Origin of the sequence: Enhygromyxa salina, assembly GCF_002994615.1 — a bacterium.
GTDB classification, from domain to species: Bacteria; Myxococcota_A; Polyangia; order Nannocystales; family Nannocystaceae; genus Plesiocystis; species Plesiocystis salina_A.
Genome location: NZ_PVNK01000261.1, coordinates 38,260 through 63,449, shown reverse-complemented (window position 1 = coordinate 63,449; position 25,190 = coordinate 38,260). Strand labels below are relative to the sequence as shown.

Sequence of the window (25,190 nt, the reverse complement as noted above, 5' to 3'; positions counted from 1 at the left end):
GCGCTGGGGCAGCTTCATGTGCAACCCGCCGCTGTGCATCACCGAGGCCCAACTGCGAGAGGGCTTCGAGATCATCGATCGGGGCCTCGACATCACCGACGAGGCCTTCGAAGGCTAGCAGCCCGGGCTGCTAGCACTGGGCCGTCAGCAACGTGGCCACGCACGGCCGCAAGCGGCCGGTCGCTCGTTCCTCGCTCGGATGGCGGCCGGGCGCGCGGAGCCCCGACGGGCACGACAGCCATCATCAACGAGCGCGAGGTGCCCGCTGCGGCCCCGAGTAACTGGCGTGGCGCCAGGATTCGTGCATGATCGAGACGTGGGGTCTCGAACCTGGCGCGATCGCGTGGTCACCATGGCGGGCATGGCGGCCATGGCGACCTTCGCAGGCGCGCTCGGCTGCGCGAGCCCAGGCTACTGGACCGACTACACCTCTGTCTCGGTCGGCCAAGCCGCCGGCGGCCACATCCATCGGCCCGTGGCCATGCCCAGGCGCGGCACCGGCTACAAGGTGCCCCAGACCTGGCGCGAGCGCGGCAACCAGTGGGGCACCGAGGAGCTGGTCGCGCTCATCGAGCGCGCCGCGGCCAAGGTCCGCGCGCAGCGGCGCGTGACCCTCGGCGTCGCGGACCTCTCGCCCAAGCGCGGCGGCAAGACCATGTGGCACTCCAGCCACCAAAGCGGGCGCGACGTCGATCTGATCTTCTATAGCGTCGACGAGCGGGGCCGGGTGCTGCCGCCGCCCGAGGTCGAGATGGTCCACTACGATGGCGACGGCGAGCCCTTCGTGCCCGCGTACATGCGCGCGACCGGCTACGAGGAGCCAACCTGGGCCGAGCGGCGCTTCGACGAGGCCCGCAATTGGGCGCTGGTCGAGGCCCTCCTGTCCGATCGAGCCGTCCGCGTCCAGTGGATCTTCGTCAGCACCAAGCTCGAGCGTCGGCTCATCTCCTGGGCCGAGCGCCACGACCGTCCGCGCTGGCTGATCGAGTACGGCCGCCAGGTCATGAAGCAGCCCTCGGCCCGGGCGCCCCACGACGACCATTTTCACGTGCGCCTGTACTGCTCGCGTGCCGATCGCGAGCTCGGCTGCGTCGACACCGGGCCGATCTGGCAGCACGAGAAGAAGACCTACAAGTACGCCGGGCCCGAGCGCTACGAGCCGACGGTGACCAAGGCCCTGCTCAGCCGACCACTGTTCTTCCTCCACGGTTGATCTGAGTTTTCGCGAATGGGGCTGCAACAGGTCGCCGCGCGGGCCGACGAGCAGCGTGTGTGCTGCCATCCCCGTCTCCTGTCCGCCGCCCCCGCGTCGCTTCTCGCCTCGGTCCTGCCCGTGTCCGCCAACGGTGGCCTTGCGGGCTGTGCCCCACGCATCGATTGAGGCGCGTTCCCAAGCGGAGTCTCATTTTGGGCCACCTCGTGCACAATCGCGCCAGCGCGGCCCGGTTGACATGTCCAGGCTCCGAACGCGAACCTTTTCGCCTATGAGGCGGTTGGGCGAGTACGAGCTGCTGCGCAAGATCGGCAGCGGCGGCATGGCCGAGGTCTGGATGGGCCGTCGGGCGGCGCTCGCAGGCGCGAGCAAGGCCGTGGCGATCAAGCTGCTCGCGCGCGACCTGCTCGACGATCCCGCCTACCGCCAGATGTTCATCGAGGAGGCGCGGCTGTCGATGCTGCTGACCAACTCGAACGTGGTCCAGGTGTTCGACGTCGGCGAGAGCGACGGCGAGTGCTACATGGTCATGGAGTGGGTCGACGGGCTCAACCTGTCCGAGATCACGCGCAAGATGCAGCGCGACGGTGAGGGCCTGCCGCTGGTGGTCGTGGCCCACGTCATCGGCGAGATCCTGCGCGGCCTCGCCTACGCTCACGGGCTCCACCACGAGGGCAAGAAGGCGACGATCGTCCACCGCGACGTGTCGCCGCAAAACGTGATCGTTTCGGTGTCCGGCGAGGTCAAGCTCGCGGACTTTGGCGTCGCGCGTCTGGCCCGCGAGGAGACCTCCGGGATCCACGTCAAGGGCAAGCTGCGCTACATGGCCCCCGAGCAGCTGCGCGGGCGCTCGCGCGAGCCGAGCGTAGATCTGTACGCCGTCGGCGCGATCCTGCATGAGCTGGTCGCGGGCGAGCGCTTCCGCCAGACCCGCGACGAGGGCGACCTCTACGCGATGGTCCTCAGCGGCGAGTATCCCGAGCTGGTCGTCGAGCTCCCCGCCGAGGTCGAGGAACTCCGCAGGCGCCTGCTCGAGCCCGATCCAGACAAGCGGATTCAGTCCGCCGACGAGGCCCTCGAGCTGCTCTACGACTGGCCCGGCTTCCGCAACAGCTCCCGCGAGCTCGGCAAGCTGGTCTGTCGGTGGGTCGGCGTCGGCGCCCCGCGCTCGGGCATCGTCAGCAGCGACATGCTGATGAAGGGGAACCCGTCGACGGCGAGCGCCGCGAAGACGGTCCCGGCCGAGACCCGAGCCGACGCCGCGGCGCTCGCTCCGACCCAAGGTCCTGGCTCCGACGAGACCGCGGTCGACTCGGTCCACCAAGAGAGCGGGCCCAGCGAGGATCGCGGCGTCACCCAGACGCACACCTGGATGTCGTCGGCCGAGCACGAGAGCGCGCCAACCTCGCTGATCACGGTCGGCCCGCAGACCCGGGCGAACGCGTCGTCGATGCTGATCGTGGCGGCCGTGACCTTGGCGCTGTCCTTTGGCGTGTTCGGCCTCGGCTTTCCGCTCGGCTGGTGGGGTGGGGGAGATGAGCCCGAGACCGTGGCGGCCACTTCGCCCGTCGCGCCGGGTGAGGGGGAGACTGCGGGGTCGGCGCGGCCCGAGGCCAAGGCGCCGCCTGAGCCCGAGCCCGAGCCCGAACCCGAACCCGAGCCCGAGCCTGAGAACCCGACCGAGCCCGTGACCCCGCCAGCCCCAGCCGTGGAGCCGACCGACGGTGGCGAGACGGGCGACGCGGAGGACGCAAAGCGCGACGAGAGCGAGGGATCGCAAGTTGCGATCGCACCTGAACCTCCGGTGAAGCCCCCGCCCAAGAAGCAGCCCGTGGACCGCACGCCAGCAGATGTCGAGTTCAAGCTCGGCGCCGGCCTCAACTTCGTCTGGGTAAAGGTGGGCAACAAGGTGCTGCCGCTCCAGCCGATCGGGAAGATGCAGCTCAGTCCTGGCCGCAAGCGGGTTCAAACGCGTGTGAGCGAGGACGACGACTGGGTCAAGGCCGGGACGATCAAGATCGAGGCTGGCGAGAGCTACAAGGTCTGGGTGCAGAAGACCGGTGGCCTGAAGACCGAGCGCCTGTAGCGCGGCGGTGTGAGCGCGTTGCTTTTGGCCGAAGGTACAGGTGTGCGCACTGCACACTGACTGCCATCGGGATGTTTCTGTCTTCCGGGTTACAGTATTTTTGTGTGCTAATAGTTGTCCTTTAGGTCTACTGAACAATCGCATCCTATTGCGCACAGTGCAGGCTGCAAATCGGTCGACACGATCGATTCAAGCGATCACTAATGGGATAGATGATCGCGTGGATCGATCGCGGAGTAGGGCACTCTGGGGCGTCCTAGCAAATTCCCTCTGCGTTTGTTCAGTCCTCTAAAATGCTGAATTCAGCCAGTTAGAGGGGTCTCAGGCCTGTGGATGACTTGTGGATTGTTGAACGCGCGGGATTTTCTGGACGAAAATTTGGGCGCGGCGAGATAAAGTGCTTCCTTGACTCCACTGAGTAGATTACACTCGGGCGCGGCTGAGGAAACAGACCACAAAATAGACTCAGCCCTACAGCCAGTGCCCGATCGATACTCTCTCTCCCTCTCTCCTCGCGCAACTCTCCTCCCGCGCATCCACACACCCGCTCGACCGCACGATCAAGGCCATGGCCGTCGCCCTATCCGAAGCGCAGCTGCGCGAGATCGAAGCTGCGAACGCCAACGGACTCACCTCGCAGGAGCTGGTCCGGGTGTTCAGCGACCATCGGGTCCGCTTCAGCGAGGCGAACCTGCGCCGCTACGTCCAGCTCGGGCTCGTGCCGCGCTCGCGCCGGATCGGGCAAAAGGGCAAGCACCAGGGCTCGCGGGGGGTCTACCCGATCCGCGCGGTCCGGCGCATCAACTTGATCAAGAAGTTGATGGCCGAGCGCTACACGCTCGAAGAGATCCAGTCGAAGTTCCTGGCCTTTCAGGATGACATCGAGACCCTCGACGAGGCGACCGAGAAGCTCGTCGAGGGCTTCGAGGGCCGCATCCTCGAGCTCCCGGCCGGCCCCCGCCGCGAGCGCCTGTTCACCGAACTCGACGGCCTCAAGCGCGTCGCCGCCGAGCTGCTCGGCGCGGTGCAGCGGCTCGAGAAGCTGTTGATCCCCGCGTCCGGTGCCCGCCGTCCTCGCGGCGGCGGCGTCGCCGACCCGACCGAACTTCTCTGAGCTCCCTCAACCTTCCCTGAGCTTCCCTAGATACTTCCCGCTTCGCCTGACGGCCCCTCGTCCCCAGACCGCCCCGCACCTCCGAATTCACCGCTCGCATTGGGATCCCTGCGCTCGACTCTGACGAGCGCGGCACGGGACTCCTGCGCCCGCGCCACCCCCACGACCCCGAGACCAAGACCATGCTCGAAGCCCGCACCGACACCCCTCGCACCCACGCCGTTCCGCCCCCCGTCCCCGAGATCATGCCGACCGACGGCGGAAGCATCCCCCCGATCAAGCGCCGCGTCCGGGCCAAGACGATCGCGATGAAGCGCCTGACCAAAGAGGAGCTGCGGATCGGCGCGCTCTTGTACCCCGAGAAAACTTACTGGCGCCCGGCGACCCGGGGCGAGTGCGCCAACGTCTCGCGCCCCTGCCCCTACGTCAGCTGCAAGTACCACTTGTACATCGACGTCAACCCGCGGACCGGGAGCATCAAGATCAATTTCCCGGATCTCGAGGTCTGGGAGCTGCGGAATTCTTGCGCCCTCGACGTCGCCCAGCAAGGCGGCATCACCCTCGAGGAGGTCGGCGAGATCCTCAACCTGACCCGCGAGCGCATCCGTCAGGTCGAGGTCCGTGGGCTCCTGAAGCTCAAGGACGCCGGCGGCGACGAGCTCATGGGCTACCTGATGCGCTCCTAGCAGCCCGGGCTGCTAGGGGCGGGCGGGGGCCCGCCGACGCACGCGCACGCTCGCGGCCACCGAGGTGTGGTTGGTGCGGGCCGCGACGCGCGAGCGAGCGAGGCCCTCGGCTGGTCGCCGCTGTTCGGGTGTGGTACCGGGCGAGCGTGCCGACCCCAGCGCCCTTGCGTCGCGCGCTCGTCAGCGTCAGCGACAAGTCCCAGCTCGACGTGCTCGCCGAGCTCCTGATCGCCCACAAGGTCGAGGTCCTCTCGACCGGGGGCACCCACCGCGCCCTCGCCGAGCTCGGCGTCGCGGTCGTCAAGGTCTCGGAGTTCACCGGGGCGCCGGAGATCCTCGACGGTCGGGTCAAGACCCTGCACCCGAAGATCCACGGCGGGATCCTGGCGCTGCCGACCGAGGACCACGCGCGCGAGCTCGAGCTCCACCAGATCGCGCCGATCGACCTCGTCGTCGTCAACCTCTATCCCTTCCGCGAGACGATCCGAAAGCCCGGCTGCAGCTTCGCCGACGCGATCGAGAACATCGACATCGGCGGGCCGACCATGGTCCGCGCCGCGGCCAAGAACTGGGGCCGGGTCGGGGTCGTCGTCGACCCCAACGACTACGCCCGCCTCGCCGAGGTCCTCGCCGAGCATGGCGGCGCGCTGCCGGACAGCGTGCGCCGCTCGTTCGCGCGCAAGGCCTTCGCCCACACCGCCAGCTACGACGCGGCGATCGCCGACTACCTCGCGCGCCACGACGATGAGGGCCAGGCGATCGACGCCGCGGCGATCACCCCGGGGCTGTTCGTCAGCGGCGAGCCCCTCGTCGAGCTGCGCTACGGCGAGAACCCCCACCAGCCCGCGCGCTTCTTTCGGACCGACTACGCGGCCGCCGAGCAGACCGGCCTCGATCGGGCCCTGATCCACCAGGGCAAGGCGCTGAGCTACAACAACCTGCTCGACGCCGACGCGGCGCTGGGGCTGATTCGTGATCTCCACGCGGGCCTGCCCGAGGGCGGGCGCGCGGCCGCGGTGTTCAAGCACTTGTCGCCGTGCGGCGCCGCGCTCGGGAGCCGCGAGGAGAGTCTGGCCGAGACCTTTATCCGCGCCCGTCAGGCCGACGCCGAGAGCGCGTTCGGTGGGATCGTGTCCGTCAGCGAGGCGGTCGACGCGGCGACCGCCGAGCGCCTGGTCGAGACCTTCCTCGAGGTCGTGATCGCGCCGGGCTACAGCCCCGAGGCTCGCAAGATCCTGGCCAAGAAGAAGCGCCTGCGGGTGCTCGAGCTGCCCGAGATGTTCAGCCCGAGCTCGGGCCCGCCGCCGCTGCGCCTGCGCTCGGTCGCGGGCGGCGTGCTCGTTCAGCGCGAAGATCTGATCGGCGTGGCCGCCAAGGACGGCCAGGTCCCGACCGAGCGCAGCCCATCGGCGGCCGAGCTGACCAGCCTCGACCTCGGCCAGCGCGTCGCCAAGCACGTGCGGTCCAACGCGATCGTGCTGGTCCGCGAGGGCGCGACCGTCGGGATCGGCGGCGGGCAGACCTCGCGGGTCGAGGCCGTCCGTCAGGCGATCAGCCGGGCCGGGGACGCGGCCAAGGGCGCGGTCCTGGCGTCCGACGCGTTCTTCCCCTTCCGCGACAGCATCGACGCGATCGCGGCGGCGGGCGTGACCGCGGTCGTCCAACCTGGCGGCTCGATGCGCGACGCCGAGGTCATCGCCGCGTGCGACGAGCACGGCGTCGCAATGGTCTTCACCGGCGAGCGTCACTTCCGCCACTGAGCGGCCCCGGGGCGATGTTGTGAGCACGATACTGATCGTTGGGGGGGGAGGTCGCGAGCACGCGCTCGCGTGGCGCTGCGCGAGGGAAGGGCACCGCGTGGTCGCGAGCCCCGGGAGCGACGCGCTGGCCGAGATCGCCGACTGCTTCACGCTCGGGCCGAGCCACGCCGAGCAGGTCGCGCTCGCGCAGCGCGAGGGCGTCGAGCTGGCGATCGTCGGGCCCGAGGCGCCGCTCGTCGCCGGGCTCGGCGATGTCCTGCGGGCAGCCGGGATCCCGACGATCGGGCCGAGCGCCGCCGCGGCCGAGCTCGAGGGCAGCAAGGCCGCGGCCAAGGCCTTCATGAGCGCCCACGGCATCCCCAGCGCCCGGCACGTGACGGTCTCGTCGATGGCCGAGGGCCTCGCGGCGATCCGGAGCTTCGAGCGCCCACCGGTCGTCAAGGCCAGCGGGCTCGCGGCCGGCAAGGGCGTGACCGTGGCCGAGACCCACGCCGAGGCCGAGGCCGCCCTGCGCGCCTGCGTCGAGGGCGGGCGCTTTGGCCTCGCGGGCGCCGAGGTCGTGCTCGAGCAGCGCCTCCACGGTCAGGAGGCCAGCTTCTTCGTGCTGACCGACGGGACCCGCGCGGCGTGCTTCGAGCCCTGCCAGGATCACAAGCGGATCGGCGAGGGCGACACGGGCCCCAACACCGGGGGCATGGGGGCCTACGCGCCCGCGCCGATCGTCGACGAGGCGGTCCGCGGCCGGATCATGGATCGCGTCGTCGAGCCGACGCTCGCGGGCCTCCGCGGCGAGGGGCGGCCCTTCGTCGGCGTGCTCTTCGTGGGCCTGATGATCGACGAGGGCGGCGCCCCGCAGGTCATCGAGTACAACGTGCGCTTCGGCGATCCCGAGGTCCAGGCGCTGATGCTCGGGCTCGAGGTCCCGCTCGTGCCGCGGCTGCTCGCGGCCGCCCGGGGCCGCGGCGAGCTCGTCGACGAGCAGCTGCCCGGGATGCCGGCCGCGACCGTGGTCATGGCCTCGGCGGGCTACCCCGAGAGCTCGACCAAGGGGGTCGAGCTCGTCGGGCTGGGCGAGGCCATGCGCGTCGCCGCCGACGATCCGAACCTGGCGATCTTCCACGCGGGCACCCGCCGCGACGGCGCCCGCTGGCTGACCAACGGCGGCCGGGTCCTCGGCGTGAGCGCCCGTGGCGAGGAATTGCGCGCTGCGCTCACGCGGGCCTATGGCCTGGTCGATCGCATCACGCTCGCGGGCGGCCAGGTTCGGCGGGACATCGGCGCCCGGGCGCTGGCCTAGGAGCCCGTCGGCGGGGTATAGGCGACTGCCATGGCCAGGATCCGCGCCTTCAAAGGGCTCCGCTACGACTCGAGCAAAGCCGGGCCGCTCGGCGATCTGCTCGCCCCGCCCTACGACGTGATCGACGCGCGTCAGCGGGCCGAGCTCGCGGCGGCTTCGCCTCACAACTGCGTCCACGTGATCCTGCCGGAGGCGCCCGCGGGCGCCGAGGATCCCCTCGCCAAGTATCGCGCGGGCGCCGAGGCCTTCGCGCGCTTGGAGGCCGAGGCCCTGATCCGCGACGCCGAGCCGAGCCTCTACGTCTATCACCAGCGCTTCGAGTCGGAGGGCCAGACCTACGTCCGCAAGGGCCTCGTCGCGCTGATCGAGCTGACGCGCTTTGGCCAGGGCCCGGTCCTGCCCCACGAGCGGACCCTCGCCGGCCCCAAGCTCGATCGCCTCGAGCTCATGCGCGCCTGCGATGCCCACCTCGAGCTGGTGTTCGGCCTGTTCCCCGATCCCGAGCGCCGCTGGCAGGCGGCGGTCGAGCCCGCGCTCGCCGAGCCCGATCTCGAGCTCGACTGGGGCGGCATTCATCACCAGCTGTGGCGGGTGGCCGACCCGGGCGTGGTCGCGACCGTTGAAGGGATCCTGGCCGACAAGAACATCTATATCGCCGACGGCCACCATCGCTACGAGACGATGTGCAGCTTCCGCGACGAGCTCGAGGCCGCCGGACGCGGCGACGCGGCGCGCTGGGGCATGATCTACCTGTCGAGCCTCGATGACGAGGGGCTCGTGGTCCTGCCCACGCACCGCCTCGTCCACGGCCTCGCGAGCTGCGAGCTGCCCGCGCTGCTCGAACAGCTGAGCCCGTGGTTCGAGATCACGCGCGCGCCGATGCCCAACGACGCGGCCGCGCTGCGTCAGCTGCTCGTCGACGCGGGCGCCGAGCGGGCCGCGTTCGCGCTCGCGGTGCCCGGGGCCGACGCGCTCGAGCTCGTGACGCTGCGACCCGACTTCGATCCGGCGGCCGCTGGCCTCGGCGAGCTCCCGGCCGCGCTCGCGCGCCTCGACGTCGCGCTGCTCCACGAGCTGGTGCTCGAGCGCGGGCTCGGGATCACCAAGCAGGCTCAGGCCGACAAGACCAACATCCGCTACGAAAAATCGACCGCCGCGGCGCTCGCCGTCGCGCGCGGCTCGGACCCGGGCGACACCCAGCTGGTCTGCTTCATGAACGCGACCCCGGTCCGCGACGTCGTCGCGGTCTGCGACAGCGGCGAGGTCATGCCGCAAAAGAGCACCTTCTTCTATCCCAAGATCCCGACCGGGCTCGTGTTCCGCACGATCGCTGGGCCCGGGCCCACCGCCGACTGAGCGCGCCGCGATGTCGAAGGCGAAGGCCAAGCCCCGGGTCGCCGCGCAGCCCCAGCCGGCCAACCCCGCGATCGTCGACGCGAGCGTGTTCAACCCGCTGCCCGTCGGCGCCCGCGATCTACTCCCGGCCGCGGCGAGGCGGCGGCGGGCGCTCACGTCCACGCTGCTCGCCGGGTTCGAGCGCTGGGGCTACCGCGAGGTCACGCCGCCGCTGATCGAGTACTTCGAGGTCCTCGGCCGCGGGCTCGGGCCCGAGGACCGTGAGCGCTGCGTTCGCTTCATCGAGGCCGGGACCGGCGGGCTGGTCGCGCTGCGCTCGGACGTGACCCCGCAGATCGCCCGGATGGTCGCGCAGCGGGTCGGGGGGACGGTCGCGCCCGACGATGGCCTGCGCCTGTGCTACGCGGCGACGCTCGTGCGCTTGCCGAGCGGCCGCCACGATCGGGCCGAGCTCCATCAGGTCGGGGTCGAGTACGTCGGCGACGCGAGCCCGACCGCCGACGCGGAGCTGGTCGGCCTCGCCGACCAGCTCCTGATCACGCTCGGCTCGAGCGACCACCGCTTCGATCTCTCGCACTCGGCCGTGGTCCGCGACGCGCTGGCCTTCCTCGCGCTCGCGCCCAAGGTCGAGCGCGAGCTCCGAGACCGGCTCGCGCGCAAGGATCGGGACGGGCTCGCCGAGGTGCTCGCGCGCGTCGGCGTCGGCGCTCGGGCGGCGCGGGTGTTCGCGTCGCTCGCGGATCTTCACGGTCCGCCCGCGCTGCTGGCCTCGGCGCGCACGCGGCTCCGGGAGATCGGCGCGGGCGCGGCCGTCGATCGTCTGGCCGAGGTCGTCAGGGCCATCGAGCTCGAGCACCCGCGCAGCGCCCCGCGGGTGCTCGTGGATCTCGGCGAGGCCCGGGGCTTCGACTACTACACGGGCGTGCGCCTGCGGGTCTGGGCGCCGGGGGTCGGCGGGCCGATCGTCCGCGGGGGTCGCTACGACGATCTGGTCGCCCGCTACGGCGCCGCGCTGCCCGCGACCGGCCTCGCCTTTGATCTGGACGCGCTCGAGCAGGCCCTCGCAACCGCCGGGGCGGCCATCGACGGGGCCGAGCAGGCGTCGGCGCGGCTGGTCGTGACCGCCGGAGCGCGCGTGCGCAAGGACCTCGCGGCCGGGCTGCGCAGCGCCGCGGTCCGCGAGGCCGCCGACGCGCGGAGGCGAGGGCTGCGGGCCTGGATCGATCGCGAGCCCAAGCTCGAGCAGGCCCAGCGCTCGGCCGAGCGCCACCGGGTCGAGCGGCTCACGTGGCTGTTCGTCGCGGGCCGCGGCGCCGCGGCCGAGATCATTCGTCAGCGCTGGCGCCGAGGCGCGAAGGGCTGGCGGCAGGAGTCGGAGACAACCATGAGCAAGCAAGGCAAGGACCCGTCATGAGTACTCTCGCGGTCGTCGGCGCGCAGTGGGGCGACGAGGGCAAGGGCAAGGTCGTCGACGTGCTCGCGGCCGAGGCCGATCTCGTCGCTCGCTTCGCAGGTGGCAACAACGCCGGGCACACCCTCGTCGTTGGCGGCAAGAAGATCATCACGCACCTGGTGCCCTCGGGCTGCACCTACCCGGGGACCCGGTGCTTGCTCGGCGCCGGGATGGTCATCGATCCCGAGGTCTTCGCCGAGGAGATCGCCGAGATTCGCGCCCACGGGTTGCTGCAGGGCGACGAGCTCCGGGTCTCGCTCGACGCCCACGTGATCTTCCCCTTTCATCGCGAGCTCGACGGCCTGCGCGAGGACGCCTCGGCAGCGCAGAAGATCGGGACCACGCGGCGCGGGATCGGCCCGGCCTACGAGGCCAAGGTCGGGCGTCGCGGGATCCGGGTCCGAGACCTGCTCAACCCGGCCAGGCTCCGCGCGCGGCTCGAGCACAACAAGAGCGCGCTCGAGCCCGAGTTCGCGCGCCTCGGCGGCGCCCGACAGATCGACGTCGACGCGCTGTGCGAGGTCGCGGCCGGGTGGGCGCAGTGGCTCCGCCCGATGGTCTGTGACGCGAGCGCGGAGGTCCTCGACTATGTCGCCGCCGGTCGCCCGGTGTTGTTCGAGGGCGCGCAGGGAGCCCTGCTCGACGTCGACCACGGCACCTATCCCTACGTGACCTCGAGCTCGACGATCGCCGGGGGCGTGTGCACCGGCCTCGGTGTTGGGCCCACCCTGATCGACGGGGTCTGGGGGATCACCAAGGCCTACACGACTCGGGTCGGCGCGGGGCCGTTCCCAACCCGGCTCGACGGCGAGCAGGGCGAGCGCATCCGCGCCGCCGGAGGCGAGTACGGTGCCACGACCGGGCGGCCCCGCGACTGCGGCTGGCTCGATCTGCCCGCGCTGCGCCTGGCCGCCCGACGCAACGGCTTGACGGGCCTGGTCGTGACCAAGCTCGACGTCCTCGCCGAGCTCCCCGCGATCGAGGTCTGCACCCGCTACCAAGACGATCTCGATCCCGGCCGCGACGGATTTGACGACGCCGTCCCGGTCTTTGAGCCCGTCCCCGACTGGGGCGATCCGAGCTGGGGCGATCGCGTGAGCGCGGCGCGCTCGGTCGAGGATCTGCCCAAGCCAGTGCGCGCTTACCTCGATCTCATAAGCGAGCACGTGGACGTGCCCGTCACGATGATCTCGGTTGGGGCCGATCGCGAACAAACCATACGTCTAGGGGCCGCGTTCTGAGCCCCGTGCGCGTAACCAGCGGCCGCTTATCCCCGTTTGCGAGCCCCTCGAGCCTCTTGGTGGCCGTCGCCGGGTGGCGCCCGCGCCGGGTAACCTGCCTGGCACATCCGGCTCCTTGGGCCCCCGGACGAGGGCTGAGGGGCGCTCGGAGGGTGTCCACGATCGCTGCGGTTTCACCGCAGCATCATGAAATGATACGGACCTCGAAGGTTGTCGGTGATGGCTTGGTTCCATATACTGACGCACCGCTCGCGCGGGGCCGGCGTGGCAAACAACTCACCCACTTCGGCGTACGCGCGCTCCCGTCTCCCATGACGTCTCGGTTCACCTCAGGTTTGGGTTCAGGTTCGCGGCCCGCTTTCATGGCCGGACCCGCGGATCATCTTGTTTGGGAGCAACGTGCTCAAACGTCGGGATCATCAGGATCATCAGAGGGCGTCCTATGAGAATTGAATGTGACAAGTGCGGCGCGAAGTACTCGATCGCGGACGAGAAGGTTCGCGGCAAGACGTTCAAGATCCGCTGCAAGAAGTGCAGCAACGTCATCATCGTCCGTGACAAGGCGGTCGCTGCCGGAGAGGCAGAGGCGCCCGCGGGCGAGGCTGCATCCGAAGAGCCGCCCGGTTGGCACCTCGCGATCGACGGCGACACGGTCGGACCGCTGCCCGAGGACGAAGTCCGTCGGCGCTACGACGCCGGTCAGATCGACAAGTCGACCTCGGTCTGGCAGGAGGGCTTCGAGGACTGGCTCGAGCTCGGTCAGATCGAGACCTTCGCCGATCTGCCCGATCGCGCGCCCGGGGCCGCCATGGGTGGCGGGATCGCGGCGGGGGCAGCGGCTGCGGCTGACGATCCTTTCGCCAGCGCCGGATCGGACGACGCGTTCGCGGCGGGCAGCGGTGAGTTTGGTGGTGGGGCCGGTTTCGGTTCCGAGCCTGAAGCTCCGCCCGCGGCCGCGGCCGCGCCGGTGGACGAGTCACCTCGCGTCGACTCGCTGACCGGCCAGCGCAACGAGAACTCGGTCCTGTTCTCGCTCGACAGCCTCAAGGCGATGGCCTCGACCTCGAAGCCTGCCTCGGCGGGTCCCGTGCGTCAGGCACCGTCGACGACCGCGCCCTCTTCCGAGGGCTCGGGCTTGATCGACATCCGGGCGATGGGCGCGATGATGGACGCGCCGAGCGCCGATGCCGGTGGCGGCGCGAGCGGTGGCGGTGGCGGTGGCGAAGAAGAGATGCTGCCGAGCTTCGGCGGCGGTGGCCTCGGCGGTCTGTCCGTCGAGCCCCTCGTCACCGAGCCTCCACCCTCGGCGGCGCCGGTCCAGGCCGAGCCCCAGCGGTCCAACACCCCGATGTACATCCTCATCGCGCTCCTGCTCGTCGGGCTCATCGGCCTCGGCGCGATGATCCTGCTCGATAAAGACGAGGAGCCTCAGGTCATCAAGGAGGTCGTCACCGTCCCCGGCTCCGTCGAGGAGAAGAAGGACGACGACGGCGACGAGGACAAAGACAAGGACAAGGAAGACAGCGACGGCGACGATGAAGCCGCCGAGACCGGGGGCGAGACCGGGGGCGAGACCGGCGCAGAAGAAGCCAGCACGGGCAACAAGCCCTCGGGCAAGAGGAAGAAGAAGACCGGCGGCAGCGGCGGCAGCGTCGCGGGTAGCTCGTCGGGCTCGGGTGGGTCCTCCGGTGGCAGCTCAGGCGGCTCCTCCGGTGGCTCCAAAGAGAAGGATCCCGACGTCGACTGCCTCCTCGATCCCAACCTCGCCAAGTGCAAGGGCGGCAGCAGCGGCAGCAGCGAAAGCAAGGCGGCGCCGGATCCCAGCCTGCCCAAGAAGCTCGGCGCGGCCGAGATCAAAAAGGGCATCGACGGAGTCAAGCCGGCGGCCAAGAGCTGCGGCACGGGCACCACGGTCGCCGTCAAGTTCTCGGTCAAGGGCTCGACCGGTTCGGTCATCTCCGCGAAGGCCCTCGACGAGCACGCTTCGAGCTCGGTCGGCAAGTGCGTGGCCGCAGCGGCCAAGAAGGCGAAGTTCCCCAAGTTCCAGGCGGACCAGCAGGGCTTCACCTTCAAGTTCCGGATCTGACTCAGGGATCCCGTTCAAACGCAGAGGGCCGCCATCGCGCGGCCCTCTCGTTTTGGTTTCGGGTGCTGTGCTCGAGCTTCAGCCGAGCACGGATCGGATCCACTCGATCGCCTGCTCGATCGCGTTGTCGTCGACGCCGAGGTGCACGACGAGCCGAATCTCGGCGTACTTGTTCGGGTAGCAGAGCACGCCGGCCTCGCGCAGCGGCGCGCACAGGAGATCAGCGTCGCCACGATCGGGGAGCTCGAACAGCGCGATGTTGGTCTCGGGCTCGATCGCCCGCCAGCAGCTCAGATCGGACAGACCCTGCCACAGTCGACGGGCGCGGCGGTGATCGTCGCGGAGCCGCTCGACGTGGTGGTCGAGGGCGTGGAGCCCGGCCGCGGCGAGGATCCCCGCCTGACGCAGCGCGCCGCCGAACGCGTGTCGGCTCGCGCGGGCGCGGGCGACGAACTCGAGCTCCCCGCACAGCAACGAGCCGACCGGACAGCCCAGGCCCTTGCTCAGGCACACGCTGACGCTGTCGGCGACGCTCGCGAGTTCGGCCATCGAGCAGCCCGAGGCGACGTGGGCGTTCCACAGGCGCGCGCCGTCGAGGTGGAGCGGGCGGGCGTGGGTGCGCGCGAGCTCGGCGATCGCCTGCATCTGCGCGAGGGGCCAGACCCGCCCGCCGGCGAGGCCGAGGGTGTTCTCGAGCCAGACCAGGCCCACGCGCGGCCAGCCCCAGCGCTCCTCGGAGATCCGCTCGTCGAGGTCCGCGGCCGAGAAGCCGTGGCGATCGCCGATCTCCATGGCCTGAACCCCCGAGAGCCGAGCCGGCGAAGCGTCTTCGTGGACTTGCACGTGGGCCTCGACCATGCAGGCGAGGGCGTCGCCCGGCCGCGTGTGGGTTGCGACGGCGAGCTGGTTGGCCATGGTCCCCGAGGGCACGAAGAGCGCGGCGGGCTTGCCGAGCAGCTGCGCGACGCGGCGCTCGAGCTCGTTGACGCTGGGGTCGTCGCCGTAGCAGTCGTCGCCGACAGCGGCGCGGGCCATCGCCTCGCGCATCGCGACGGTCGGCTTGGACACGGTGTCGCTGCGCAGATCGATCGCCTGGGCGCTCATGGGTCCTGGGCCGGGGGAAGCAGCGGCACGGAGTGGTCGTCTTCGGGCTTGTCTTCCTCGGCCGGAGGATCTTCCTGGGGCGGGGGAGGGGGAGGCGCCGGCTGTCCGCGCTCGGCGCGAACCTTGGCCGTGATGCCGTCGAGCATGGCGTTGGGCAGGTGGACCGGGCCTGCGCCCGTGTTGACCCCGATGCTCACGCTCGCCCGTCCGGCCGGGTCTTCGGTTGGAAACATCTCGATGCTCCCGCTGCCGATCCGGTTCCCGTCGAGGGGGAACTCGAACAGGATGTAGCCTGCCTCCTGATCGCGGTCCGTGATCGAGAACCCGCGATCGATGCGGAGGTAGCGGATCGCCGTCGGCCAGACCTGATCGATTGGATAGCTCAGGACCCGTCGGTTCTCGAGCAACGCGAGCGGGCGGGCGACGACGGCCGCGGTGGCCTCGTCGCTTGTCTGGCTCGCGCGCGTCTCGATCGCTGGCCCCGCGACGAGCGTCAGCGCGATCACCCCGAACGCGCTCCGCGGACCGAGCCGGCTGCGCCGACCGAGAGGAGCGGAGGGAAGGGTAGCTATGTTGGCCTGAGAGGGGCCGGAAGAGGTCATGTCAGCACGCTAGGAAGGGGTAGCGAAATAATCAAAATTCCGGCACTTTTGATCTGGCTCATCCTGAGCGTTCAGGGGTAGACCAGGAGTAGCGGTGGAGCGTTTCGCCCGAAGTCCGTGCTCCCCGATACCAACTGGTCAACGAGAGCAAGTCCTTCACCCGTCGCAGCCGTAGTCGTCGCCCGTCCCAGCGGAGGTCCCCAGAAATGTCACGAGAAAACTCAGCCCTGATCGCCCTCGAAGAGCTCAAGAACCTCGAGGCCCAGCGAGTCCAAACCGTCGAGGAAGAGGCTCGGGCCAAGAGCGAAGCCGAGCGGCGCGCCAAAGAAGAGGCCGAGCGCAAGGCTCGCGAGGAGCAAGAGCGGATCCAGCGCGAGCAGGAGGAGCAGGCTCGTCTCGCCCAGGAAGAGAAGGAGCGCAAGGAGCGTGAAGAGCGAATTCGCGTGGCCGAAGCCGAGGCTCGCAGTCGCGCCGAGCAAGAGGCGCGCCTGCGCGAGGAGCAGATGCGACTCGACGCGCAGGTCAAGATGGCCGAGCGCAAGAAGACCCCGTACTGGCTCTACATCACCGCTGGTGTGCTCGCGATTGGCCTCGGCGTCGGTGGCTACGTTCTGGTTCAGAAGAACAAAGAGAAGGAAGCGACCGAGCTCGCCAAGCAGGAGACCGAAAAGCAGCTCGCCGCCGAGAAAAAGGCGCGCGAGGAGGCCGAGGCTCAGGTCGCCGAGCTCGAGGCCAAATCGGCCGAGCTCGCCGACAAGCAAGCCGAGCTCGCCGCACAGCTCGAGGCGGCCACGTCCGAGGCTGAGCGGGCCAAGATCCTCGCCGAGCAAAAGAAGCTCGACGAGGAGCAAGCCTCGATCAAGAAGAAGATCTCGGCTGGCCGCAAGAAGGGCAGCGGCAATGGTGGTGGCGGCAGCAGCAGCAGCAGCAGCTCGAAGAAGCCCGCGACCAAAGAGCGCAAGGACAAGCTCAGCATCGGTGGCGGCGACGCGCCGCTCGGCGGGCTCTAGCCGCGAAACTGGTCTCGGGGCCAGGCCGGGACCAGCCCGGGAGAACGCCGACGCGGACTGCCGCGTCGGCGTTCTTCGTTTGCGCTTGCGAGCACTCGCAGGCCATGTTAGTTGACCGGCCCGCGGCACGGTGGCCAAGTGGTAAGGCAGAGCTCTGCAAAAGCTCTATTCGCCGGTTCGATTCCGGCCCGTGCCTACGAAGAGGGACCCAAGTGGGTCCCTCTTTTTTCTTTTTCTGCGGGCTGCGGGCTACGGCCCCCAGGCTACAGCGCGGTGCGGGCGGTCTTGGGCAGCTCCTTCCAGCGCAGGTAGCTCTGGGCCATCTGGTACTCGAAGTCACCCATCATCTGCTGATCGAGGACCTTGGTCATGAGCTCGAGGCAGGCCTCGTGGCCGCCTCCGCGCCAGCGCTGGAGGGCCTCATAGAAGAACGCCTCGGACCGCTCGCGGGGGCTGTCGGCGGCGGCGGCGAGGCCATCGTCGTCGAGCTGGCCGAGGCCGTAGCGGGCGAGCTTGCGCTGCCAGGGATCGCCGTCGTCGCTGGTTGCGTAGCTGCGCAGGAATTCACGGGCGAGCTTCGGCTCGGGCGCCCCGAGGCGCTCGGCGAGATCGAGGACCCACAGCGAGTAGTAGACCCCGAGCTCGCCGCCGCCGTCGCGGGCGAGGGCGGCCGCGAACAGCTCGGCGGCCTGGTCGAGGTGACCGTGGATGACCGTGAAGATCAGGGGCTCGGTGTACGCGTCGTCGCGATCGGGCGCGAGCCGCTGGGCGTCGCGGACGTCGTTCATCGCGAGCTCGATCTCGCCGAGATAGAAGAAGACTCGCGCGCGGCGCAGGCCGAATTCAGCGCGGAGTGAGTCGGCGAGGCCGGGGTAGCTCAGCAGGGTGTTGAGCTGGCGGAGGGCCTCGCGCAGCTGCTCGGCGCTGGCTTCGCGGTCGCCGGCGAGGGCCTCGACCTCCGCGAGGCTGATGTGCGCGCTGATCTGCCAGTCGTAGCGCTCGAGCTGATCACTGAGGGCTCCGGACAGCTTGTCGAGGCGACGAAGGTGAGCGCGGGCCTCGTCGAAGTCGCCCCGCCGCATCGCGATGACCCCGAGCAGCGACAGCGCGGCCGAGCGCGGCTCGAGGGCCACCGTCTGCTCCATCAGGGCCTCGGCGCGGTCGATGTGACCGGCGTTGAACTCGGCCACGGCCACGGTCATCCACGCGAGGGTGATGCCGGGCTCGATCGCGCGCTGGGGCCAGGTTTGGGCCGCGCGCTCGTGAAAGGCCTCCACGCGCTCGAGCATGGCGCTGGTCTCGCTCGCTCCGGACGCGGCGCGGGTCTCGAGCGCGAGCTGGTAGAGGGTCGAGAGCTCCGACCACGCGCGGTGGAGGTCGTCGCGGTCGGTCGCCCGGGTCTTGCCTGCGAACGCCTGCTCGTAGTGGACGATCGCGGCCTCGGTGAGGTTGCGCGAGCGCAGCACGCGACCGAGGGCGAGGTGGGCTGGGGGGTGATCGGGGAAGCGCGCGAGGCTTCGGCGGGCGAGGTTGTCGATGATGCCCCAGCTCTGGCGGACGATCTCGTCGGGCAGGCGGTGGTCGGGCTCGGGGAGGAACTCGCGCGTCAGCTGGTCGAGGTCGGCCGGCGAGCGGCCGCTGGCGCTCGAGTCTGCGGCGTCGCGGATCAGGTCGCGCAGCGCGGCGGTCGGTGCGTCGGTCTCGAGTCGATCGAGCGCGGCCACGGCGGCGTCGGGATCGTCCGCGCGCAGGTAGAGGCGCGCGAGCAGGTAGCCGGTGAAGGGCACGCGCGGATCGCTGGTGCTGGAGAAGCTGCCGCTGCGCTGGGCGTCGCGGTAGCGCCCGAGGTACACGCCAGCGAGCTGGTCGACCAGGAAGGGCGAGGGCAGCAGCGCGCTGACATCTTCGAGGAGGCGGTCGAGGTGATCGTTGAAGCGCGGATCGTTGCCAAACTCGGCCGTCCGATCGATCCAGTCCTCGAGTTTTGCGTAGTTCGCCCGGGCCTTGGTCCGCTGGCCCTCGTCGCCGAAGGCCTCGCTCAGGCCGAGCGCGAGCAGGGCAGGGCGCTCGTCGCCCGCTGGGGCCGTGCGCCCGTAGACGGCGGCCGCCGCGGCGGCGAGCTCGGGGTCGGGCGCGAGCGTGCGCAGCTCACTCGGGACCCAGAGTCCGGCGAGCTGCTCGAGGGCGTCGACCGCCGCGGGCGTCCTGTCGCTGGCGAGCGCGTGATCGAGGTAAGCGAGGAGGTAGGTCCGCAGCTGCGCGCGGGCGGCCGCGCGGCCCGGATCATCGACGGCCAGCAGCGCGTAGGCGTTGCGCGCCTCGCCGTAGTCGTCGAGATCGTTGATCGTGTCCGGGGCGACGAGCTGCGGGGTCTCGGCCCCGGGCCCTGTGGTCTTGGTGCAGGCCGGCGCGCACAGCAGCGAGCCCAGCACGGCGAGGGTCAAGAGGGGGCGTCGAGCCACCGACACAGTGTACGGAGTCGATTGCGCTCGGGCCAGTCGCGCCGCGCAGGTGTTTCGCAGGGGTGGGCTCAGAGCGACGCTCCGCGGCCGCCGCTCTCCCTCCGATTCTTCGGCAGCTCGCGGGCGCCGAAGCCACGCTCGGACCACCGGATGCCAAAGGTGATCGTGTGGACCGCACCGACGTAGGTCCCGGCGTTGCTCGGCAGCCCGCGCCCCGCCAGGACCGCGTCGGCGTAGGGCGAGTTGATGTCGGCGCCGCTGCGCTCGAACTCGATCGCCGCGACTGGATCGAAGGCCGGGCTCACGCCGCCAGGGCCGACGCGGGTCGGGACCAGAAAGTCGACGCCGTAGGACGGGACCAGCGACCAGGTCCCGTTGCGGCCAGGAAGATTGAAGCTGGCGCCGATCGTGGCGAGGATGGTCCAGCCGTCGCTGTTGGCCGCCGTCAGCGCGCTGGGCCGGACGCCGGGAGAGTTGAAGCCGCCGCCGAACAACAGGTCGACGCGCGGAAAGCAGCGCAGCTGCTTGCCCGTCTCGGGATCGACGCCCTCGCTCCCGCCGCTGCACAGGACCTTGTAGTAGGGCAAGTTGGCGCCGATGACGTCATCGAGGCGGTAGCGGGCCCACAGCTCGGCGCCGAAGATGTCCTTGAAGCCGCGATAGATCGGGGTCTCGGGCAGGGTCGAGGCGTCCTGATCGAGGCCGACGAGCTCGAGCGAGCGGCTGTCGCGTCCGTCGCACCCGCCGTCGGGGTCGAAGCCCGGGCAGCGATCGATCCAGTAGAGGTTGGCGTCGAGCGCCCAGTTGCCCAGCTCCCCGGCTGCTCCGATCGCGAACTCCCGGGGGATGGTCTCGGACAGGGTCGCGTCGATCGGGGTCGCGCCCTCGCAGGCCGGCAAGCTGCTGTCGTCGACGCTGCGCTGATCGGGCAGACAGACCGCAGCCGAGCCGTTGAGCGTGACCTCGCCGCCCGCGAGCAGCGGCTGGGTCCGGTAGCGCAGGCCGATCGTCACGCGATCGCGGATGTCGAAGGCGACGCCCAGGGTCAGCGCGAAGTCGAGGCGCGTCCCGTTGGGGTTGAGCCCAAACCAGCGCAGGCGCGTGCTGCCGCGGAAGCTCAGGCGCTCGGCGCAGGCCGGGTTCTCGACCGACGCCGACTGCGGGTCGCAGCCCGCGTCGGCGTTGGCTCCGGTCAGGACCGAGTCGACGTCGCGCGCGAGGTAGGTGCGCTGGCGTGGAAAGTGGGCGGTGGCCCCGAGGCGCATGAAGTGGAGCGCGTTCCAGGCCAAGGAGAGATCGAAGTCGGTCCGCATCTCGAGCATCCCGCCCTTGCGCAGACGCGGGCAGATACGCGAGCCATCGATCGCGCAGCCGATGTCGGTCTCGGACAGGAGGTGATAGTTGAGGCTCGGATCGCTGTCGATGCGGTAGCGCGAGTCGAAGGTGTGGACCGCGACCCCGATAGCGATCGGATCGAGCAGGAAGCTGGCGCCGATGAAGTAGTCGAAGGCCGGGTTGACGAGGTTGATGCGGTCGCCGAGGGCGTCGATCGGCGCGCCGTTGACGTCGACGCCGAAGCGTCGGATCGCGAGGTGATCGATCCCGGCGCGCAGCGTGGCCTCGAAGGTCAGGCCCGGGAGCGAGCCGAGCATCGCGGGGTTGTGGTAGATCGCGGTGACCGACGAGGAGGCTGGCCCCTGGGCGCTGGGCCCCCCGAGGCGCTTGGCCACGCCCGGTGTCGCGTGGACCGTCGCCGGCAGGGCCAGGACCGCGAGCCCGCCGAGCCACCTTGCCGCCCACCGCCGGGCCGCCCGGCCGGATCCGAGAGCACGCGCGCGGGTCGTCGAGATCCGGCGGCCGATCTCGATCGGGCGAAATGCGAGTTTGACCGCCACAGGCGTCGCAACTCTGCCACGCACTGCCGCCGCGCGTCAGGTCGCTCGAGCGCATGTCTGAGGCGATTTACGCGCTGCGGGGGGCTCTGTGGACACAGGATCGGCGAGTGATCCGACGACCGCGGGGGACCCCAGCATGTGAGCTGGCTGTCGGCGCCGGGGTGCTGATCACCCGTCTCGCGGGGGACGCGGGCGGGGCGAAGCTCAGCGCGGGTTGACCCTTCGCCGAAGCTAGCCCTAGGATCTGCGCTGGCGCTTGGCCGAGAACCAAGCGTCGAGAGCCGCGCCACGCGGCTCAGGAAACGGCATGAACAAGACGGTTCACCAGTTCGAGTGCCGAGACGACATCTGGAAGCGAGTCGAGGCGCTCGCCAAGCGTCGCGGCGTGGCGACGGACGAAATCGTCCAAGCGGCGCTGATCCAGTTGTTCACGCGCAAGAAGTCTACGGCTGTATCCAGCGATGCGAACACTCCGGCCCCCGCGCCGCGGCCGAGTCCGCCGGGCGGGCCGCCGGGGCGGGGAGCACCACCTCGTCCGAGCGGCGCGGGCGGTCGACCCACGCTCCCGCGCCCAGCCAGCGGGGGAGGGCGCCTGCCGCCGCCGGGGGGACGTCCGCAGCCCCCGGGCGCGCCGCCGCCGGGCGCAGGCGCACCGCCACCTTCGGCCGCGGCCGAGGTCGTCGAGGATCGGCCGCTGTACCTGTTCTTCGAGGGCAACTGGTACACGGTCGACCAAGAGCAGTTCGTGATCGGCCGCGGGAGCAAGTTCTCGGATCTGCCGATCAAGGACGCGAACATCTCGCGTCGTCACTGCGCGGTCGTGCGTCGAAACGGCCAGTACTACATCAAGGATCTCGGGAGCACGAACGGCGTCGAGTTTGCCGGCCAGCGCGTCGACGATCACCTCGTCGAAGAGGGCAACGTGTACTACCTGTGTGATCACGAGCTGCGCTTCTCCTTCCAAGCGCCTTACTGACCGAGCTGCCCGTCGTGGATCTGGGCACGCTTCGCTGATGACCAGCGATCCTCTCGAGCAATTGCGGGTCGCGCTGCGCTCCGCGGCGGTCGATCAGTTCGCGGGGGTCCTGGCCGAGGGCCTCGGTCAGCGCCTGCGCGAGCCGACCGATCGTCTGCTCGCGGCTGGCGTTGGGCCGCAAGAGCGCGAGCTTCGGCATTTTCGGGGCGGGCTCGACCGCTTCGAGGAGCGCGGGCGTCAGGATCGCAGCCGGGTGGTCGCCCATGGCCTGCGCGTGTGCCTGGCGCTCAGCGCCGCGCGCTCCGACGTGGCCGAGGCCGGCAAGCCGAAGACCGGGCGGCGCAAGCAGGACCTCGGTCGACGGCTCGGGAAGTCGAGCGCGAAGGCGCAGGCCGGGGCTGACGCGTCGAGCTCCAAATCCGAGAGCGCGGCTCGGACGGACGACACGGCCGCGCCGACGAGCAAGAAGAAGACGGCGAGCAAGAAGAAGACCGCGAGCAAGAAGAAGACCGCGAGCAAGAAGAAGACCGCGGGCAAGAAGACAACCGCGAGCAAGAAGACGACCGCGAGCAAGAAGACAACCGCGAGCAAGAAGAAGACGGCGAGCAAGAAGAAGACGGCGAGCAAGAAGAAGACCGCGAGCAAGAAGACAGCCGCGGGCAACAACGCCGATCCCGAGCTCACGGCGCTGCGCGCCGCCGCCGAGCAACGTCAGGCGAGCGTCGAGCTGCTGCCCGGCGTCGGGGCGCGAACGCGAGACAAGCTGGCCGCGCGCGGGCTCGAGACGATCGAGGATCTCGCCTACCTGCTCCCGCTCGCCTACGAAGATCGCAGGCGGACCTCGTCGCTCCAGGACATCGAGGAGGGCGCGGCGGTCGTCATCGACGGCGTGATCCGGAGCTTTCGCCAGGGTTGGTTCAGCGGGCGCTACTCCGCGACCTTGCGCATCGAGCAGGTTCAGCGAAACGGCGCGCGCCTGGGCCTCGAGGCTCGGTGGTTTCACCCGGTCGGCGGTCTCGGGCAGCGGGTCACGACGGGCGCACCGATCCTGCTCGCGGGCGTGGTCAAGCGCTTCCGGGGCAAGCTCAACATGGTCCACCCCGACGTCCTCGACCCCGAGCACGGCCTCGGGATCGCGCTGCGCTACCCGCAGGTCGAGGGCATCGGTCAGCGAACCCTGGTCCGGCTGTGTCGGGCCGCGCTCGAGCGCCTGCGCGCCGCCAAGCTGGCCGAGCCGCTCCCGCCCGCGCTGGTCCGCGAGCACGGGCTGCCCGGTCAGATCGAGGCTCTGAGCGCGCTGCACGATCCGCCCGACGATCTGCCCGAGCCGGCCCTCGAGGCGCTGATGCGGCGCGACAGCCCGGCTCATCGGCGTCTGGCCTTCGAGGAGTTCTTCTTCTTGCAGCTCGGCCTGCTGCGCCAGCGCGGGGCCTACCGCTCGGTCCCCTGCGCGCTGCCGCCCCTGGCCGAGGGCAGCTTCGACAGCGAGCGGCTGCGCGCGTGCCTGCCCTTCGAGCCGACCGGCGCCCAGTGGCGGGTCATCGCCGAGATCGAGCGCGACCTCGCCCGGTCCAAGCCGATGCTGCGGCTGCTGCAGGGCGACGTCGGATCGGGCAAGACCGCGGTCGCGTTCGCGGCCGCGCTCGCGGTCCTCGACGCCGGGGCCCAGGCGGCGCTCATGGCCCCGACCGAGATCCTCGCCGAGCAGCACCTGCGCAGCCTGACGCCCTGGTGCGAGAAGGCCGGGGTCCGCATCGCGCTGCTGACCGGCTCGACGCCCCGGGCCCAGCGGACCAGCCTGCTCGCGCTGCTCGCCGCGGGCGAGATCGATCTGCTCGTCGGGACCCACGCGCTGCTCGTCGAGGGCGTCGACTTTGCCCGGCTCGCGCTCGTGATCGTCGACGAGCAGCACCGCTTCGGCGTCGAGCAGCGCGGGGCCCTGCGCGACAAGGGCGCGGCCCCGCACCTCCTGGTCATGACGGCCACGCCGATCCCCCGCAGCCTCGCGCTCACGGCCTTCGGCGAGCTCGACGTCTCGGTCATCGACGAGCTCCCGCCGGGCCGGGTCGGCGCCACGACCAAGGTCTTCGCAGGGGCGCGCTCGCTCGGGCGGGCCCGCGCGGCCCTGGTCGAGCGGGTCCGCGCGAACGAGAAGGCCTATGTGGTCTGTCCGCTGGTCGAGGCCAGCGAGGCGATCGACGCGTCCGACGTGGAGGCGACGGCCGCGGCCTTGCGCAAGCTCGTGCCCAAGACCGAGATCGCGGTCGTTCACGGCCGGATGCTCGGGCGCGAGAAGGACGCGGTCATGCAGCGCTTTCGGGCTGGCGAGGTCCGGGTGTTGGTCGCGACGACGGTGATCGAGGTTGGCGTCGACGTGCCCGATGCTCGGGCGATCCTGATCGAGCACGCCGAGCGCTTCGGCCTCGCTCAGCTCCATCAGCTCCGCGGTCGCGTCGGTCGGTCTCAGGGCCAGTCGCTGTGTCTGCTGCACACCGCCAGCGCTCGGGACTCTGACGCGGGCCGGCGCCTCGAGGTGCTCGAGGCCAGCACCGACGGCTTCGTGGTCGCCGAGCGCGACCTCGAGCTCCGCGGGCCGGGCGAGCTGTTTGGGACCCGGCAGTCGGGCATTCCGCGGCTGCGCTTCGCGAGCTTCTCGGGCGAGGGCATGAAGATGTTGGTCGCTGCGCGCGAGGCTGCGTTGAAGATCATCGACGAGGATCCGACGCTGGCGCGGCATCCGGCGCTGCGCCTGGAGCTGCGCCTGCGGACCGGCGACACCCAGCTGTGGGCCGGCGAGTCGGGCTGAGCCGACCGATCCAGCTCGACGAGCGGCGAACCCAGCCCGATCC

16 protein-coding genes, 1 tRNA gene and 1 pseudogene are annotated in these 25,190 nt (G+C 70.4%); 14 read left to right on the top strand and 4 right to left on the bottom strand.

The genetic code is table 11. From position 1 onward, the window contains the following. Positions 1 to 316 precede the first annotated feature (316 nt). From ENSA5_RS29985 to ENSA5_RS29940, 10 genes and pseudogenes are all read left to right on the top strand, one after another. Positions 317 to 1,213, top strand: a complete 897-nt coding sequence (locus tag ENSA5_RS29985; protein WP_181198300.1) for a penicillin-insensitive murein endopeptidase — start codon at positions 317 to 319, stop codon at positions 1,211 to 1,213. A 271-nt stretch (positions 1,214 to 1,484) separates the two neighbouring features. Next, positions 1,485 to 3,299 (top strand): serine/threonine protein kinase, encoded by a 1,815-nt coding sequence (locus tag ENSA5_RS29980; protein ID WP_181198299.1) that lies wholly within the window; start codon positions 1,485 to 1,487, stop codon positions 3,297 to 3,299. Between the two features lie 568 nt (positions 3,300 to 3,867). Then, a complete protein-coding gene (locus ENSA5_RS29975) occupies positions 3,868 to 4,413 on the top strand; it encodes a MerR family transcriptional regulator (protein WP_106395137.1) in 546 nt (181 codons plus the stop codon). A 557-nt stretch (positions 4,414 to 4,970) separates the two neighbouring features. Next, positions 4,971 to 5,099: pseudogene (locus tag ENSA5_RS39940) on the top strand (sigma factor-like helix-turn-helix DNA-binding protein); the annotation flags it as partial. Positions 5,100 to 5,245: 146 nt separating this feature from the next. After that, the gene (gene purH / locus ENSA5_RS29965; RefSeq protein ID WP_258183056.1) at positions 5,246 to 6,859 is read left to right on the top strand and encodes a bifunctional phosphoribosylaminoimidazolecarboxamide formyltransferase/IMP cyclohydrolase; all 1,614 of its coding nucleotides are present in this window, start codon (positions 5,246 to 5,248) and stop codon (positions 6,857 to 6,859) included. A gap of 19 nt (positions 6,860 to 6,878) precedes the next feature. Next, positions 6,879 to 8,156, top strand: coding sequence for a phosphoribosylamine--glycine ligase (purD, locus tag ENSA5_RS29960; RefSeq protein WP_219906890.1), 1,278 nt, complete (start codon positions 6,879 to 6,881; stop codon positions 8,154 to 8,156). A 30-nt stretch (positions 8,157 to 8,186) separates the two neighbouring features. After that, the gene (locus ENSA5_RS29955) at positions 8,187 to 9,512 is read left to right on the top strand and encodes a DUF1015 domain-containing protein (RefSeq protein WP_106395135.1); all 1,326 of its coding nucleotides are present in this window, start codon (positions 8,187 to 8,189) and stop codon (positions 9,510 to 9,512) included. Between the two features lie 10 nt (positions 9,513 to 9,522). Next, positions 9,523 to 10,926, top strand: a complete 1,404-nt coding sequence (locus ENSA5_RS29950; RefSeq protein ID WP_106395134.1) for an ATP phosphoribosyltransferase regulatory subunit — start codon at positions 9,523 to 9,525, stop codon at positions 10,924 to 10,926. Beyond that, positions 10,923 to 12,206: an adenylosuccinate synthase gene (locus tag ENSA5_RS29945; RefSeq protein ID WP_106395133.1), complete on the top strand. Its 1,284-nt coding sequence runs from the start codon at positions 10,923 to 10,925 to the stop codon at positions 12,204 to 12,206. The genes ENSA5_RS29950 and ENSA5_RS29945 overlap by 4 nt, the downstream gene beginning before the upstream one ends. 442 nt (positions 12,207 to 12,648) lie before the next feature. Then, positions 12,649 to 14,292 (top strand): GYF domain-containing protein, encoded by a 1,644-nt coding sequence (locus ENSA5_RS29940; RefSeq protein WP_106395132.1) that lies wholly within the window; start codon positions 12,649 to 12,651, stop codon positions 14,290 to 14,292. A 78-nt stretch (positions 14,293 to 14,370) separates the two neighbouring features. Here the strand turns inward: ENSA5_RS29940 and ENSA5_RS29935 are convergent, their stop codons facing one another. Both ENSA5_RS29935 and ENSA5_RS29930 read right to left on the bottom strand, forming a co-directional pair. After that, positions 14,371 to 15,396: a threonine aldolase family protein gene (locus tag ENSA5_RS29935; RefSeq protein ID WP_106395131.1), complete on the bottom strand. Its 1,026-nt coding sequence runs from the start codon at positions 15,394 to 15,396 to the stop codon at positions 14,371 to 14,373. Next, positions 15,393 to 15,902: a hypothetical protein gene (locus tag ENSA5_RS29930; protein ID WP_106395130.1), complete on the bottom strand. Its 510-nt coding sequence runs from the start codon at positions 15,900 to 15,902 to the stop codon at positions 15,393 to 15,395. Before ENSA5_RS29930 ends, ENSA5_RS29935 begins: the two co-directional genes overlap by 4 nt. Positions 15,903 to 16,204: 302 nt before the next feature. On the opposite strand from ENSA5_RS29930, the gene ENSA5_RS29925 reads away from it, so the two are divergent. Together ENSA5_RS29925 and ENSA5_RS29920 are read left to right on the top strand one after the other, a co-directional pair. Then, entirely contained in the window at positions 16,205 to 17,008 is an 804-nt protein-coding gene (locus ENSA5_RS29925; RefSeq protein WP_106395129.1) for a coiled-coil domain-containing protein, read from the top strand. 124 nt (positions 17,009 to 17,132) lie between these two features. Further along, positions 17,133 to 17,204: transfer RNA gene (locus tag ENSA5_RS29920), tRNA-Cys, on the top strand. A 67-nt stretch (positions 17,205 to 17,271) separates the two neighbouring features. Here ENSA5_RS29920 and ENSA5_RS29915 read toward each other — a convergent pair. After that, positions 17,272 to 19,470 (bottom strand): tetratricopeptide repeat protein, encoded by a 2,199-nt coding sequence (locus tag ENSA5_RS29915; RefSeq protein ID WP_146156254.1) that lies wholly within the window; start codon positions 19,468 to 19,470, stop codon positions 17,272 to 17,274. 68 nt (positions 19,471 to 19,538) lie between these two features. Next, positions 19,539 to 21,365, bottom strand: a complete 1,827-nt coding sequence (locus ENSA5_RS29910) for a hypothetical protein (protein WP_106395127.1) — start codon at positions 21,363 to 21,365, stop codon at positions 19,539 to 19,541. 307 nt (positions 21,366 to 21,672) lie between these two features. On the opposite strand from ENSA5_RS29910, the gene ENSA5_RS39600 reads away from it, so the two are divergent. Beyond that, entirely contained in the window at positions 21,673 to 22,341 is a 669-nt protein-coding gene (locus tag ENSA5_RS39600) for an FHA domain-containing protein (protein ID WP_106395126.1), read from the top strand. Positions 22,342 to 22,378: 37 nt separating this feature from the next. Then, positions 22,379 to 25,147, top strand: coding sequence for an ATP-dependent DNA helicase RecG (recG, locus tag ENSA5_RS29900; protein ID WP_106395125.1), 2,769 nt, complete (start codon positions 22,379 to 22,381; stop codon positions 25,145 to 25,147). Positions 25,148 to 25,190: the final 43 nt, after the last annotated feature.

Excerpts from the sequence above, each read along its gene's own strand:
- ENSA5_RS29980 (WP_181198299.1), top strand. The coding sequence starts at position 1,485 with ATGAGGCGGTTGGGCGAGTACGAGCTGCTGCGCAAGATCGGCAGCGGC.
- ENSA5_RS29955 (WP_106395135.1), top strand. The coding sequence starts at position 8,187 with ATGGCCAGGATCCGCGCCTTCAAAGGGCTCCGCTACGACTCGAGCAAA.
- ENSA5_RS39600 (WP_106395126.1), top strand. The coding sequence starts at position 21,673 with ATGAACAAGACGGTTCACCAGTTCGAGTGCCGAGACGACATCTGGAAG.
- ENSA5_RS29945 (WP_106395133.1), top strand. The coding sequence starts at position 10,923 with ATGAGTACTCTCGCGGTCGTCGGCGCGCAGTGGGGCGACGAGGGCAAG.
- ENSA5_RS29925 (WP_106395129.1), top strand. The coding sequence starts at position 16,205 with ATGTCACGAGAAAACTCAGCCCTGATCGCCCTCGAAGAGCTCAAGAAC.
- ENSA5_RS29950 (WP_106395134.1), top strand. The coding sequence starts at position 9,523 with ATGTCGAAGGCGAAGGCCAAGCCCCGGGTCGCCGCGCAGCCCCAGCCG.
- recG (WP_106395125.1), top strand. The coding sequence starts at position 22,379 with ATGACCAGCGATCCTCTCGAGCAATTGCGGGTCGCGCTGCGCTCCGCG.
- ENSA5_RS29975 (WP_106395137.1), top strand. The coding sequence starts at position 3,868 with ATGGCCGTCGCCCTATCCGAAGCGCAGCTGCGCGAGATCGAAGCTGCG.
- ENSA5_RS29935 (WP_106395131.1), bottom strand. The coding sequence starts at position 15,396 with ATGAGCGCCCAGGCGATCGATCTGCGCAGCGACACCGTGTCCAAGCCG.
- ENSA5_RS29940 (WP_106395132.1), top strand. The coding sequence starts at position 12,649 with ATGAGAATTGAATGTGACAAGTGCGGCGCGAAGTACTCGATCGCGGAC.